The 12939-nt window shown below is 52.9% G+C and carries 10 protein-coding genes and 1 pseudogene; 2 read left to right on the forward strand and 9 right to left on the reverse strand.

Annotated elements, in window-relative coordinates; genetic code table 11:
- Window positions 1-8 precede the first annotated feature (8 nt).
- The 5 genes from BJQ97_RS08520 to hmpA form a co-directional block, all read right to left on the reverse strand.
- Window positions 9-1916, reverse strand: a complete 1908-nt coding sequence (locus BJQ97_RS08520) for a nitric oxide reductase activation protein NorD (protein ID WP_160156243.1) — start codon at window positions 1914-1916, stop codon at window positions 9-11.
- Window positions 1917-1926: 10 nt separating this feature from the next.
- Window positions 1927-2802 (reverse strand): ATP-binding protein, encoded by an 876-nt coding sequence (locus tag BJQ97_RS08525; RefSeq protein WP_044736315.1) that lies wholly within the window; start codon window positions 2800-2802, stop codon window positions 1927-1929.
- Window positions 2803-2934: 132 nt separating this feature from the next.
- Window positions 2935-3309 carry a replication termination protein gene (locus BJQ97_RS08530; RefSeq protein WP_066230806.1) on the reverse strand — a complete coding sequence of 125 codons (375 nt, stop codon included), beginning with the start codon at window positions 3307-3309 and terminating at the stop codon, window positions 2935-2937.
- A 108-nt stretch (window positions 3310-3417) separates the two neighbouring features.
- Window positions 3418-4320 (reverse strand): formyltetrahydrofolate deformylase, encoded by a 903-nt coding sequence (gene purU / locus BJQ97_RS08535; protein WP_160156244.1) that lies wholly within the window; start codon window positions 4318-4320, stop codon window positions 3418-3420.
- Between the two features lie 224 nt (window positions 4321-4544).
- Window positions 4545-5780, reverse strand: a complete 1236-nt coding sequence (gene hmpA / locus BJQ97_RS08540) for an NO-inducible flavohemoprotein (protein WP_160156245.1) — start codon at window positions 5778-5780, stop codon at window positions 4545-4547.
- 171 nt (window positions 5781-5951) lie between these two features.
- On the opposite strand from hmpA, the gene nsrR reads away from it, so the two are divergent.
- A complete protein-coding gene (gene nsrR / locus BJQ97_RS08545) occupies window positions 5952-6395 on the forward strand; it encodes a nitric oxide-sensing transcriptional repressor NsrR (protein ID WP_160156246.1) in 444 nt (147 codons plus the stop codon).
- Between the two features lie 273 nt (window positions 6396-6668).
- Complete coding sequence (gene speE, locus BJQ97_RS08550) at window positions 6669-7544, forward strand: polyamine aminopropyltransferase (RefSeq protein WP_160156247.1); 876 nt, start codon at window positions 6669-6671, stop codon at window positions 7542-7544.
- Window positions 7545-7650: 106 nt separating this feature from the next.
- Here the strand turns inward: speE and BJQ97_RS08555 are convergent, their stop codons facing one another.
- From BJQ97_RS08555 to BJQ97_RS08570, 4 genes and pseudogenes are all read right to left on the reverse strand, one after another.
- Window positions 7651-8829 carry an acyl-CoA dehydrogenase family protein gene (locus BJQ97_RS08555; protein WP_160156248.1) on the reverse strand — a complete coding sequence of 393 codons (1179 nt, stop codon included), beginning with the start codon at window positions 8827-8829 and terminating at the stop codon, window positions 7651-7653.
- 210 nt (window positions 8830-9039) lie between these two features.
- Window positions 9040-10539 (reverse strand): aminotransferase class V-fold PLP-dependent enzyme, encoded by a 1500-nt coding sequence (locus BJQ97_RS08560; protein ID WP_160156249.1) that lies wholly within the window; start codon window positions 10537-10539, stop codon window positions 9040-9042.
- Window positions 10540-10671: 132 nt separating this feature from the next.
- Entirely contained in the window at window positions 10672-11118 is a 447-nt protein-coding gene (locus BJQ97_RS08565; RefSeq protein ID WP_160156250.1) for an acyl-CoA thioesterase, read from the reverse strand.
- A 290-nt stretch (window positions 11119-11408) separates the two neighbouring features.
- Window positions 11409-12820 (reverse strand): annotated as a pseudogene (locus BJQ97_RS08570) (Na+/H+ antiporter NhaC family protein).
- Window positions 12821-12939: the final 119 nt, after the last annotated feature.

Genomic DNA, 12939 nt, shown 5'->3' on the forward strand with positions numbered 1-12939 from the left:
CCTTTTTGTCACAAACTTTTTTGCAGCCACGTTTTCAAGAGCGGAAGCAGCCGATCCGGCAACTCGCCTGCATGCGGAACAAAGACACGGAAACGGCCATAGATGTTTTCAATCGTCCGCCGCGTCTGCTCATCGTCGGCCCCGTGGCCTAAAAAGAGATTGACGACCTCAATGCCGCGGCGGCGCGCTTCGGCGACTGCTTCGTGCGTATCGATGATGCCGTTTTGTTCATATCCGTACGCGGCGGGTTCGCCGTCAGAGAAGACGAGCAGCACTTTTTGCGCTTCCGGGCGCTTGAGGAGCTGTTCGGTCATCCAGCGAATAGCCAAGCCGTCGCGGTTGTCTTCATGCGGCTCGAGTTGTAGAATCGCCGGACCGCTCGATGGCTCAAGCGAGCGGCGGAATGAGACCGCCAGCTGCAAATAGTTCGGCTGACGCGAAGCGGTTGCTTCGTTCGCATCTTCCCAAAATCCGACAATTTGGTGCGGCACGCGCAACGTTTTCAGCACTTCATGGCAAAGAACGAGCCCGGTTTTCGTCTCCTCCATTTTGTCGTGCATCGAAGCCGAGCAGTCGACCAGCAGGCCGAATACCGCATCAAACTGCCGCGTCGGCTCACTTTTTTTGTAAAATAAACGCGGGCGCTCGTCGGTGAAAAATGGCACCAATTGCTTGCGCAGCTGCCCGGCGGGCAAGTTCGTGCGCCAAGCGGAGCGCTTGTGTTCAAGCCATTGTTCCATGATGCGTACAAGCCGTTTTCGGTACGGCGCCACCGCCGCCTGTTTGGCGCGGTATTGCTCAAGATGCGCAAAGCTTGGCGGCGGAGAAGGAAGCAGCACGATCTCGGCATGGCGGTTGGTTTGGCCGTGCGGAGCGCCGTTTCCGGCCGGCGGAGCGTCGCTGGAAGCCGTCTGTGCCTCAAGGCCATACTCGTTTCGCGCCGTCGGCCGGGATGTTCCTTGCACAACGGCCAATGCCTGATCGCCGTCTTCACCCGGCCTCGCCTCATCGCTGATGATCTCGGTGCGGCTACCTCGTTCGAGCTCAAAGCGGAGAAAGCTTCCGCCCGCCCGGCTCGTTTCCCGATGCCACGTTGGCAGCACTTCCCGCTTGGCCTCTCCATCTGCCTCTTGAATAGCATCGCGGTTTTCCAATGGGTTGGTCCGTTTGAGATCTTGAAGCGTCATCGTTTTCTCGTCCGCATCATCCTCGACGATTGGCAGCGATGTATAGGCATTGACCATATCATGAGGCAGCACGCCCTCCATCAGTTCCACAACAGCAAACGCCCAGTCCGCCACGTCGGCTGTCGAGGAAGCATCAAAAAATTGCGGCCATAACGTTTCGAGGCGCGCCTGCACCGCTTCATCCGCCATTGGAGCCAGCGGCGCATCATCAAGCGGCGAATCGGCCGTGAGCCGCAAATACATGGCCGCCAAAAACTGATCAGCCCAAGCGCCGCGCGTTCGATTCGCTTGCCATTGCTGAGTGAAGTAGCGGCGGTACAAGCGGCGGCGCGTGCGGAACCATCGCTTCATCCCGGGACGTTCCCGCTCGCAGACGGCTTCCAAGCGAAGATCTTCAGCGAATGTAAACAGCTGTTTGGAAAGCTTGGAGAGCGGTCTGGATTCCACCGCATGTCGGAAGGCGCGGACCGCCGATAGGTCGGTATGCCGCCGCGTGCCGATGATGCGCAAGCCGACATCGGTTTTCATTGCCGTTTCCCGCTCCAATGGCGGATACCCATACCAAAAATGGCTGACGTAAACGACCGGCTTGGCAGAATGCACGCCGGAATGGGCGGCGAACTGGATGGCAACGTCGCGGCGGCGCATGAGCGTTTGGGCGAGGTCAGAAAGCTGCATGACCAAACTCGAATCGACCGTTCGGTCATTGAACATCATAAACCGTTCCATATGCAGCCTCCTATTCGTCAAACCACGTTTCAGCGATGTTGCGCACCGCGGCCCGTTCACGTTCATCGTCGAGCTTATCGACGATGCTTCGTTCAATGGCCCGCAATGGCGGCATGTACGCCGCCAAATCGCACGCATCCAACAAAGCGCGCACCGAAGCCGCTTCCTCGGCGATTTGTCCGTTTCGCACTTGCGCAAGCAGATCAGCCGACAAGGCGACGAAACGATCGATCAACGTTTCATCCGTTAATGTAGTTTGCGCCAACAATACCGATTTTAATGTTTCTCCTTGCACATACGGCACATTGATGACGACAAACCGGTTTTTGAGCGCCTCATTGAGCGGTACGGTGCCAATATAGCCTTCATTGATCGCGGCGATGACGCCAAATGTTGGTTTCGCCTGCACGACATCGCCGGTGAGCGGATTCGTGAGCCGCCGCCGGTAGTCAAGGACGCTGTTTAAAATCGGCAGCGTCTCTGGTTTCGCCATATTAATTTCGTCAATGTATAGCAAATGCCCTTTTGTCATCGCCTGGATGACTGGTCCGGGCACGTACTCGATCACCGCCTGGCCGTTTTTGTGCACGATCGTCTTAAAACCGAGCAATGCTTCGGCGTCCAAGTCCACGGAACAGTTGATGCTGTGCATCGGTTGACCAAACAAAGCGGACAACGTCTCAGCAAGCCGCGTTTTTCCCGATCCGGTCGGGCCTTTTAAGAGCACGTTTTTCCCAAGTGCGAGCGCAATGGCGGCATCGTGCACGATCGCCTCATCTGCCGCCTTGTACCCGCCCGCTCCAATCAACGCGCGATCCGGATCGCGGCGGAACAGTTCTTTTCGCTTTTCCATTTCTTTCGTGACCGTCAACGGCCATGTTCCCATCTTCTGCCTTCCTCTCTGTGGCGATCTTCCCCTCTCATTCTACTAGATCACCCCGCGGGACGCAAAACAAAAGAATTAAACCATAAATATATTATGTAAATATAACAAAGAAAAAGACAAAACGAGGCGCTCTCAACCGAAGTTGTCCTCAATTGCCTTGCGAATGAGCGCCGCGCACCGGTCCAGTTCCGCCTTCAGCTGGCGTTTGTACAATTTCGCCTTTTCTTCCCCACCCTCGGCAAACCGATAGTAGACGACTTCTTGGTACTTCATCCCTTCTTTTTTTCGCTTCACTTGTTGCAAAATGCCGTCCTCGATCAAATCATGCAGCGCCTTATACACTTCGGAGTGGTTCGGCCGGTAGCCGAACGGCTTGAACTCTTGGCGCAATACATCAAGCAGCTTTAGCCCGTAGAGCCGCTCCTGTTCGGTGAGCGTAATCAAATACAATTTTAAAAACGCACGTTGTTTTAACAGAAAACCGCTGGGCGTCCGTTTCTCCCCCATGGGTTGCCCCCTCCTTCCTTGTGGATTGAATTTCGCTCTTTTGGCCGCGAACTCCTGCTTGTTTTCATTATATCACGCGGGAAAGGAAAAATCCTCTCCCGCTTGGTTTCAATAAAACACGATCGTTTTATTGCCGTGGATGATGACCCGGTCTTCCAAATGCCACCGAAGCGCCCGGGCGAGCACTGTTTTTTCAATTAGTCGGCCGATCCGCTTTAAGTCATCCGGATGATGGCGATGGTCGACGCGGGCGACGTCCTGCTCAATGATCGGCCCTTCATCCAAATCATCGGTGACATAGTGCGATGTCGCGCCGATCAATTTGACGCCGCGCTCATACGCCCGCTCGTACGGCCGAGCGCCAATAAAGGCGGGTAAAAACGAGTGATGGATGTTGATGATCCGCCCCGGAAATTCAGCGACAAACGTCGGCGACAAAATTTGCATGTAGCGGGCCAGCACGATGGTGTCGATCTGATAGTCACGAAGCAGACGAATTTGTTCGGCTTCGGCGTCTGCTTTCATTTCTTTCGTCACCGGAATATGCACGTACGGGATGCCAAATGACTCGACCGTCTCGCGCAAGTCGGGGTGGTTGCTGATGACAAGGGCGATGTCGGCGATCAGCTCTCCCGCCTGCCATTGCCAAAGAAGCTCAAGCAGGCAATGCTCGGCTTTGGAGACAAAAATAGCGATCCGTCGGATGTCGTTGTGCAGCCGAAGCTGCCAATGCATCTCAAATTCAGCAGCGATCGGGGCAAACGCCGCTTCGATCTCTTCTTTTCGCTCGGCGATGTTCGGGCAATCGAACTCCAAGCGGATAAAAAACGTTCCTCCCTCAGGATCGGTCGAGTATTGGCTCGATTCAACGATATTCGCTCCCTGTTTGTACAGAAACGACGTCACCGCCGCGACGATGCCCGGGCGATCGGGGCAGGAAATCAGGATTCGAGCGCGCTGCTCACAACCTTGCAAAAATGATTGCCAGCGATGTTGGCGAAATGTCGTCATGCGTTGTCTCTCCCTTTTCTTGCTTTTCTTGCAATTCATCATACAAAAAATTCATGAACTTGCCAACAGGGAGATAACAAAAGAGGGTGTCCCAAAAGGATCGGGACTCCCTTTTCTTATTACCGTATATAGGTATAAAGCAATCATTAAGAAACAATATGTTGTGTTTTTGTTAAGGGAAATTACCCTTTTGGGTCAGCCCCCTGGCAAGTGAAAAACCTCTCTCAGTCTTTCGTCAAATCACCGGCCGGGCCGAAAAATTCGTAATGGATGTGCTCCTCTGGCACACCCCATTGTTTTAGGGCGCGATAGACGGATTTCATAAACGGCACCGGGCCGCAGAAATAAAAGTCTGCGTCTTTCGTCGGGATCACGGATTGCATCCATGCAAGGTCGATCCGCCCTTCTTTGTCAAAATGCGGATGGCGGCGGTCCTCATCGGATGGCGACTCGTAACAAATACGGTAAGAAAATGACGGGCGTTCCGCCAACATCCGAAGCTCTTCATCAAACGCGTGCACGCGTCCATTCAAAGCAGCATGCAAAAACGCCGCTGGGCGGGTCGGTTGGCGAATGGCCAACGTATGCGCCATGCTCAAAAGCGGAGTGATGCCGACGCCGCCGCTGATGAACACAACTGGCGTCGCTTTGGACAAATCAAGCGTAAAATCGCCGGCTGGAGCGCTAAGCTCAAGCACATCGCCCTCTTGGACATGATCATGCAAATAGTTGGAAACGATGCCGGCCGGCTTGTCCGCTGTGGCTGCTTCCCGTTTGACACTGATGCGGTAATACCCTTTTCCAGGAGCATCCGATAAGCTGTATTGGCGAATATGCGTATACGTCTCGCCCGGAATCGACAGTTTGACGCTCACGTATTGACCCGGCAAATAATCACTGATGGCTTTGCCATCTTCCGGCTCCAAATAAAATGAAGTAATGACGCCGCTTTCTTTCACCTTTCTCACGACGACAAATCGGCGAAAGTCACGCCAGCCTCCGTGTTTGGCCGCTGCCTCATCGTAGAGCTCTTTTTCCACTTGAATGAAAACGGACGCAATGGCTTCATATGCTTCCGCCCAAGCCGTGATCACTTCGTCGGTGGCAACGTCGCCGAGCACGTCTTTGATCGCCAGCAACAAATGCTTTCCGACGATCGGGTATTGTTCTGGTTTGATTCCTAAGCTGCGGTGTTTATGGCCGATTTGCCGCACAACCGGCAAAATAGCATCAAGCTGGTCGATATAGCGCGCTGCCGCATACACGGCTGCGGCCAAGGCGCGTTGCTGCCGCCCTTGCTTTTGGTTGGCGTGGTTGAAAATATTGAGCAGTTCCGGATGATTGGAAAACATGAGTTCATAAAACCGCTTCGTAATTTGTTCGCCATGTGTTTCCAAGACAGGCACTGTTGATTTCACAATTTCAATTGTTTTTGGATGCAATTTCGTTGTCGTTGTCATGATTTCATCCCCTTGCAAAACATGTATTTTTAATACATCTTTTATTCAAGCATGAGCACTTCGAAAAAGCAATATTTCAAATACATCTTTAATAAATTGTTCACAATTCTCCGTTCGAATCAGGTGTGGTACAATGGGACCAAGAATGTCGCTTAAAGGTTGTGAATCACGATGCAGTTGACGAACTATACGGAATATGCCTTGCGCGTCCTCTTGTTTTTAGGAGCGCTTGATGAAGAAGAAAAAACGAACATCAAAGACATTGCCGCTGCCTTTTCCATTTCAGAGCATCATTTAAGCAAAATCGTTCATGAGCTTGGCAAACTCGGCTACATTGAAACGATCCGTGGGCGCAACGGCGGAATCCGCCTTGCGAAACGCCCCGAGGAGATCGTCATCGGCGCGGTTGTTCGCGAAACGGAGGAAAACTTGTCGCTTGTCGAGTGTTTTGCCGCCCACGGCAATGAGTGCGTCTTAACGCCGGTATGTCGGCTTCGCTTCGCACTTCACGAGGCGTTAGAGGCGTTTTTGCGTGTGCTGGATGCGTATACGCTCGCTGATTTGCTTGAAAACCGAGCGTCGCTTCGTTCTTTATTGAAAGAGCGGCGTGGTTGAGAAAAAAACTTTCCGGCTATTATAAGCTGGAGAGTTTTTTGGTGTTAAGCATCGCTCTACGGAAGGAAGACGCGGGATGATGTGAAATCGATGACGTCCTTTGCGCGTGATGTGGCGGTAATACGGATCATTAGTTAAAAAACGAAACCAGTCGAAAACCATGGGCAATACGTCCGGCACCGGTCGATCACATCCCCTTTGTTTGCCACAAGACGAAGAATATATTAAGATTAGAAAGGTGTGAAAACATCTGCATGACTGAAGGAGGTCACAATGAAACACGAAGGAAACGCTTTGCCACCTTACTTGCATATGGACAATGGAGAGCTTTGGCTCACCGAAGATGATCGCGACAACTTAAAAATCAGCTATCGAATCAAAGAGGTGATTTTTGCCGAGCCGTCCGAGTACCAGCATGTGATGATTTTGGATTCGTACGATTTCGGCCGCATGCTCGTACTCGATGGCGTCGTGCAAACAACCTCGATTGACGGCCATATTTATAACGAAATGATTTCGCACGTGCCGCTGCAGTTTCATCCGGAAGCGAAGCGGGTGCTCATCATCGGCGGCGGCGACTGCGGCGCAGCTCGTGAGACGGCGAAATACGCTCATCTTGAAGCCATTGACATGGTGGAAATCGACGAAAAAGTCGTCCGGGCGTGCAAAGAGCATTTGCCAGCCGTCTCCGGCAACTTATCGGACCCGCGCGTGCGGTTTGTATATGATGATGGCGTCGTGTTTGTACAAGGGAAAGAAAACGTCTACGACGTCATTATGATCGACTCGTCCGACCCAGTCGGCCCAGCGGAAGCCTTGTTTTCACCGGAGTTTTACGCCAACGTCCATCGCGCGTTGAAAGCAGACGGGCTGATGGTCTGCCAAAGCCAGTCGCCGATTTTCCACTTGGATATTTTGAAACGGACGTACCGCAACATTCGCGAACTGTTCCCGCATGTGCTTGTGTACACCGCTGTGGTGCCGACGTATCCAGGCGGACTGTGGAGCTTTACGATCGGCTCGAAACGGCCGCTGGTGCTTCCGGCGCAAACAACCATTCCAAACGACACGAAATACGTCAATGATGCGGTCTTCCGTCAATGTTTCGCCTTGCCCGAGTTTTTGCGCTCGGCGCTTGAGGTGGAATAACGGCTTGGCATGGAAAAAGCTGTCCCTGCTTTGTGAGGGGACAGCTTTTTTGTGTCATTTGAGTGATCCTCTTTACGCTTTCTATTATTCCACCCGCTTTCTTGTTTCATGGCGCCGGCGGGTTGTGGGCCAGTGCCCGCTTGGCAAGCCATTGAAACGTCAAGTCATCCGCCGGCGGGTTGTAGAGTCCAGCGCGGACGTCACGGTAATGCCGCTGGAGCGGGTTGTCAGCAAACAAGCTTTGTCCGCCGACAATGCGCATCGCCCAATCGACGACTTCAAGCGCGGTATTGGTGGCGACCAATTTGGCTGTTGCCAACTCCTCTTTCATCGCCATCCGTTTTTCCGGATAGCGATCCCATAAGTCGGCGACCGCGTACAGGAAATGGCGTGCATGAGTGAGGCGCCATTCCATTTCAGCGATTTTCCGCTGCACTTCTGGTGTTGAGGCGATCGGATGAGACAACGTGTTCGGCTGGTACATTTGTGCAAAGCGGAGAGCCTCGTTGCGCGCTGCAATGGCGATGCCTAAGTAACAAGCCGGAACGTGCAGCAGCCATCCTTGCGCCGGTGCGGCTTCGTTCGATTCCCCGAGCGTCTCGACGAGCGCCTCTTGGTCGACTTCGACTTCTTCAAGAACAAGATCATCGCTGCGCGTCGCCCGCATGCCAAGCGTGTTCCACGTCGGCTCGATGCGGATGCCTGAAGCAGACATCGGCACGAGAAATTCACCGACCCGACCGTCTTCCATCGTGGCGGAAATTAAGACGTAATCGAGTGCAGGAGCCAGTGACGCAAAGGTTTTTCGTCCGCGAAGCACAAAGCGGCCATCGCGAAAAACGGCCGTCGTTTCGGGTTTGCCCCCGCGCGCCGGGCTGCCTGTCGCCCGTTCGGAATGAGCGCTGTTGATGAGCGCGTGGCGGCAAACGACTTCTTTCGCCAGGCGGGCGAGCACCGGCTCCGGCCAGCGGCGAAGCAAAAATAAACGCATGAGAATGCTTGCATGCCAGCCGAACGCCAAGGCGGTTGCCCCAGAGCCTTGGGCGATCGTTTCTTGCACGAGCACGAGCTCATAAAGCGACGCCCCTTGGCCGCCGTATTCGGTTGGGACGGTCAAGGAAAGGAATCCAGCCTCTTTTAAATCGGCAAAATCGGCAAATGGAAACGTTGCTTGTTCGTCATCATGCGCTGCCCGTTGGACAAATCGTTCCGCAAGGCGACGCGCTTGGTTGTACAATTGTTGCTCCCGATCGGTCCGCACAAGCAAGTGATACAACTCGTTCATCGTTCTCCCCTTCTTTTTTGATCGAGATGCTTTCATTGTACTGCTTTTGACCAAAGGTGAAAACAAAAATGCGCAAAAAAGCCGTCCGTGGAACACGGACGATCCTCATAATGAAAACGTTTCGTTGTGATCGCAAGGCGGAAACATATCTTTCTGCCTGAATTCCCCCTTGGCTATATGTCAGAGTTTAAGCATTGCTGCAGCAACCGCTCAAAAAAGGAAGAAATGCCGAATGTACCGATCATCGTCACGGTGGACGAACTCATTTTTCCCAGCATCGTACTCGTATTCCTCCTGCCAGCGGCGGCCATAGCGGGCAATTTGACGGACGGCGCGGATGATCGCATACACTTCTTCGTTCGTCATCGTAGGATGGAGCGACAGACGCACCCAACCTGGTTTGGCGAGAGGATTGCCGCTTTTGACTTCTTGAAGCAACGCAGCGGATTGTTCCTTGTCGATGCCAAGCAAATAGTGGCCGTAAGGTCCGGCGCAGGAACAGCCGCCGCGTGCTTGAATGCCGAAGCGGTCATTCAGCAGTTTGACAACAAGGTTGTAATGCAACCCATCTATGACAAACGAGATGATGCCAAGACGATCGTTCCGATGTCCTTCAAGCACGCGGACACCGGGAGTGCTTTTCAACGCCGGCAAAAGAAGGGAAACAAGTTCCTTTTCGCGGGCGCGCATCTGTTTTACGTTCATTTGCTCTTTCAGCTGGATGGCCAACGCTGCCTTGATGGTTTGCCAAAACGGCGGTGTTCCGCCATCTTCGCGTTCTTCAATGGCTTGGATGTATTCATAGTTCCCCCACGGGTCGGTCCAATACACCGTCCCGCCGCCGGGGTGATCCGGAGCATGCTGATGATAAAGACGGCTGTTAAAGATAAGCACGCCGGCGCTGCCTGGCCCGCCGAGAAACTTATGGGGTGAGAAATAAATGGCGTCAAGCTGCTCCATTGGGTCGTCCGGATGCATATCGATGCGGACGTACGGAGCGGAAGCGGCAAAATCAACAAAGCAAAGGCCGCCATGCTCGTGCATGATTTTCGCCAGCTTATGATATGGGGTTTCCAACCCCGTGACGTTCGAGCAAGCAGTAAATGCACCGATTTTTTGCGGCCGATCTCGGTAGCGCTCCAGCAGCTCGCGCAAATGGTCAAGATCGACATCCCCGTTCTCTGTCGGCCGGACCGCCACGACTTCCGCGATGGTTTCCACCCATGGCAATAAATTTGAATGGTGCTCCATATGGGTGACAAAGACGACTGGCCGCTCCTCATCATGAAGGGACAAGTGGTGCTTCCACCGTTCCGGTACGCGCAAGCCAAGCAGACGCTGCAGCTTGTTGACGGCGCTTGTGGTCCCGGCGCCTTGCATGATCAAGACGTCGTTTTTCCCGGCATGAACGTGCTGTTTAATGATTTCTTTTGCATAGCGATAGGCAAGCGTCGTTTTTGTCCCAGTTACATTGGATTCTGTATGCGTATTGCCGACAAACGGGCCAAGCTCGTGCGTCAGTTTCTCTTCAATCGGTCGGTACAGCCGTCCGCTGGCCGTCCAGTCGGCGTAAATAAGCCGCTGTTCGCCAAACGGGGTGGAAAACGGTTGAAGGCGGCCGATCGTTTCGTCGCGAAACGGTTGAAAATACGTCTCAAGCTCCCCGCCGCACGTATACGTTGCACTGCCGATTGTTGCGTGAATCGTCATTCTCGCTCTTCCTTTCCGCAATCCGCCTATTTACTACAGTATGTAACCGCCGGCGGCTCGGTACGAAAAAAAACTGAAGAAAAGCCAAAAAAATCCGCCATGTAGGCGGCAGATCAAGGAAGGCAAGTCTCATCATTTTTTCTCGCACGATTGAGACGGAGTCGTTTCCTCGATGGACGGAACGAGATATTGGGCGAGCAATGCCCGCAAATCGTCAGGCAGCGGTTCGCTCGTTTGCGTTTGGAAATTGAAATGGACGACCGCCGCCTCCCCAATGGCGATGAGTTTGTCGGTTTCTTCCTCAATAATGCGATGGATGCATTGAAAGCTTTTATTGCCAATGCGGGAGATGTTGGTCTCAACGCGCAGCCGCCGGCCGAAAAATCCTTGATTGACAAAGTCACATTTCGTGGATGCTAAAATAAAGTGCCAGTCGTCTGTCCGCCCGCCATAGCGCAATTCGTCGAACAGGCGAGTGCGTGCTTCTTCCAAATAAATAAAATAACTGATGTTGCTCAAATGTCCGAGCGCATCGGTTTCGCAAAAGCGTGGATTGATGGTAATCGTATGCGTTTTCATTTCTTCCTCTCCCCTTCTTCTTTTCTTCATCTACCGTGGTGGATGCTAGGTGTTCCTTTTTTTATTTTACCAACTAGTCGGTATGTTGTCTTTATCATACTCTGATTCGTTTAAGCTTGCAATGGTTTTTTTAGATTGTTGATTATTTAGAACATTGTTTATGATATAGAATCCCGTGACGAAAAAAAAGTTTGTTATAAGAAAGACGGGAATCTCCTCTATTGAGGGATAGATTTTTATTTTGACGTTTGAAAGAAAAAGACCGGCGATGGCAGGCTGCGCATCTACAGTCACCCCATCCAAAGCGGCAAAAGAACGTATCCAACGAGCGACACGCCGGCGCAAATGAGAGAGATGCGCAGCTTGTATTTCGCATAGCTCATTAAATCCATATCCATAATCGCTGCGGTTGTGATGGTCGTATCGCCAAGCGGCGAAGCGAATGCGCCGAATGTTCCGCTCGCAAACACAGCGCCGACTGTCACCTCAAGCGGCGCCCCGGTCGCATGGGAAAGCGTGACGCCAAGCGGCATGAAAATGCCCCACGTCCCCCATGACGAGCCGATGAAATAGGACAAAAACGAACCGGCCAAAAAAACAGCTGCCGGCACGAACGGGCCTGGCAGCCACGTGCCGAACGTCGCCGAGATGTAATCTGCAAATCCAAGCTCCCCGCCACCGCCGAGACTGCCCAGACGAGAACGAGCATGCCGATCGGCGCCATCATTTCGTTTCCCCCGGCGAAAAAGTGATACGTCAACTCTGAAAGCGACTGCCTGCGCCACAAATAAAACACAATCGTTAGCAAAATGGTGACAAACAGCGCCAACAGCATCGCCCATGTCGCATCAGCTTCGGAAAACGCCTCGATCCATCCGCTCGCTCCGCTCTGCCGGCCGTCATAGACAAAAAAGGCAAATGTCAGTACAAGCAATAGCGCCAACGGAACGAATAAATGAAGCGGCTCTCCTTTGATCAGCGCCAACTCCTTTCGCAATCCGAGTCCATGCAGTTCGTTCGTTTCCCCTTCTCCTTTTTTCGCCCGTGGTTTGCCGATCCGAATGTTCAACACCGTTGTCAACAGCCCGATGACCAGAGCGACAATGGCGAACAAGTTGTACGGCAGGCTTTGCAAAAACACGTTATACGGCGACGCGTGAATGCGATTTTGCCCTAGCGCCCCAGCTACAACCGAGGTCATAAAGCCGACAAACGCTGTCGCCGCCGGCAAAAGCACGATGATCGGTTCGGTCGAGACGTCGATCATATACGCCATGCGGCGGCGGTCGACGCGAAATTGACGAAGGACCGCTTTCATCACCGGTCCAAGAAGCATGATGCGAAACATCGGCATGAAAAACGTCACCGGCACCGTCAGCCAAACAAACAACAGCAGCCCCCGCTTTGTGCGGATGCGGCCGGACAACATGTCGACAAACCCTTTGATCCCGCCGGTAATTTGCATCATGCCGACAAGCGAACCGAACAAATACAAAAACGCGACCACCTTCATATGCTCCGAATCGGTGAGGGTGTGAAGAACAGCGGAAACAGCACGCTCAATCGCGCCGACAGCCGACCACTCAAGGCAAAACGCTCCGACGAGCAATCCGGCCACGAGGCCGGGCAAAATTTCTTTCAGCCATACCGCCAACGGAATGATGAGCAGAAAAGGCAACAGCGACCACCATGTTCCTTCCACGTCGGCGCCTCCTTCGCGATGATGTTGTTATCAAGAAGGATAGCCATAATGTATTTTTTTTATGATTTTCATTGATTATTTAGAACATAGTTTTACTTATAAAAAAAGCCGCGCTGCAG

Source organism: Geobacillus sp. TFV-3 (assembly GCF_009901865.1).
Lineage (GTDB): Bacteria > Bacillota > Bacilli > Bacillales > Anoxybacillaceae > Geobacillus > Geobacillus thermoleovorans_A.

Excerpts from the sequence above, each read along its gene's own strand:
- BJQ97_RS08520 (WP_160156243.1), bottom strand. The coding sequence starts at position 1,916 with ATGGAACGGTTTATGATGTTCAATGACCGAACGGTCGATTCGAGTTTG.
- BJQ97_RS08525 (WP_044736315.1), bottom strand. The coding sequence starts at position 2,802 with ATGGGAACATGGCCGTTGACGGTCACGAAAGAAATGGAAAAGCGAAAA.
- BJQ97_RS08530 (WP_066230806.1), bottom strand. The coding sequence starts at position 3,309 with ATGGGGGAGAAACGGACGCCCAGCGGTTTTCTGTTAAAACAACGTGCG.
- purU (WP_160156244.1), bottom strand. The coding sequence starts at position 4,320 with ATGACGACATTTCGCCAACATCGCTGGCAATCATTTTTGCAAGGTTGT.
- hmpA (WP_160156245.1), bottom strand. The coding sequence starts at position 5,780 with ATGACAACGACAACGAAATTGCATCCAAAAACAATTGAAATTGTGAAA.
- nsrR (WP_160156246.1), top strand. The coding sequence starts at position 5,952 with ATGCAGTTGACGAACTATACGGAATATGCCTTGCGCGTCCTCTTGTTT.
- speE (WP_160156247.1), top strand. The coding sequence starts at position 6,669 with ATGAAACACGAAGGAAACGCTTTGCCACCTTACTTGCATATGGACAAT.
- BJQ97_RS08555 (WP_160156248.1), bottom strand. The coding sequence starts at position 8,829 with ATGAACGAGTTGTATCACTTGCTTGTGCGGACCGATCGGGAGCAACAA.
- BJQ97_RS08560 (WP_160156249.1), bottom strand. The coding sequence starts at position 10,539 with ATGACGATTCACGCAACAATCGGCAGTGCAACGTATACGTGCGGCGGG.
- BJQ97_RS08565 (WP_160156250.1), bottom strand. The coding sequence starts at position 11,118 with ATGAAAACGCATACGATTACCATCAATCCACGCTTTTGCGAAACCGAT.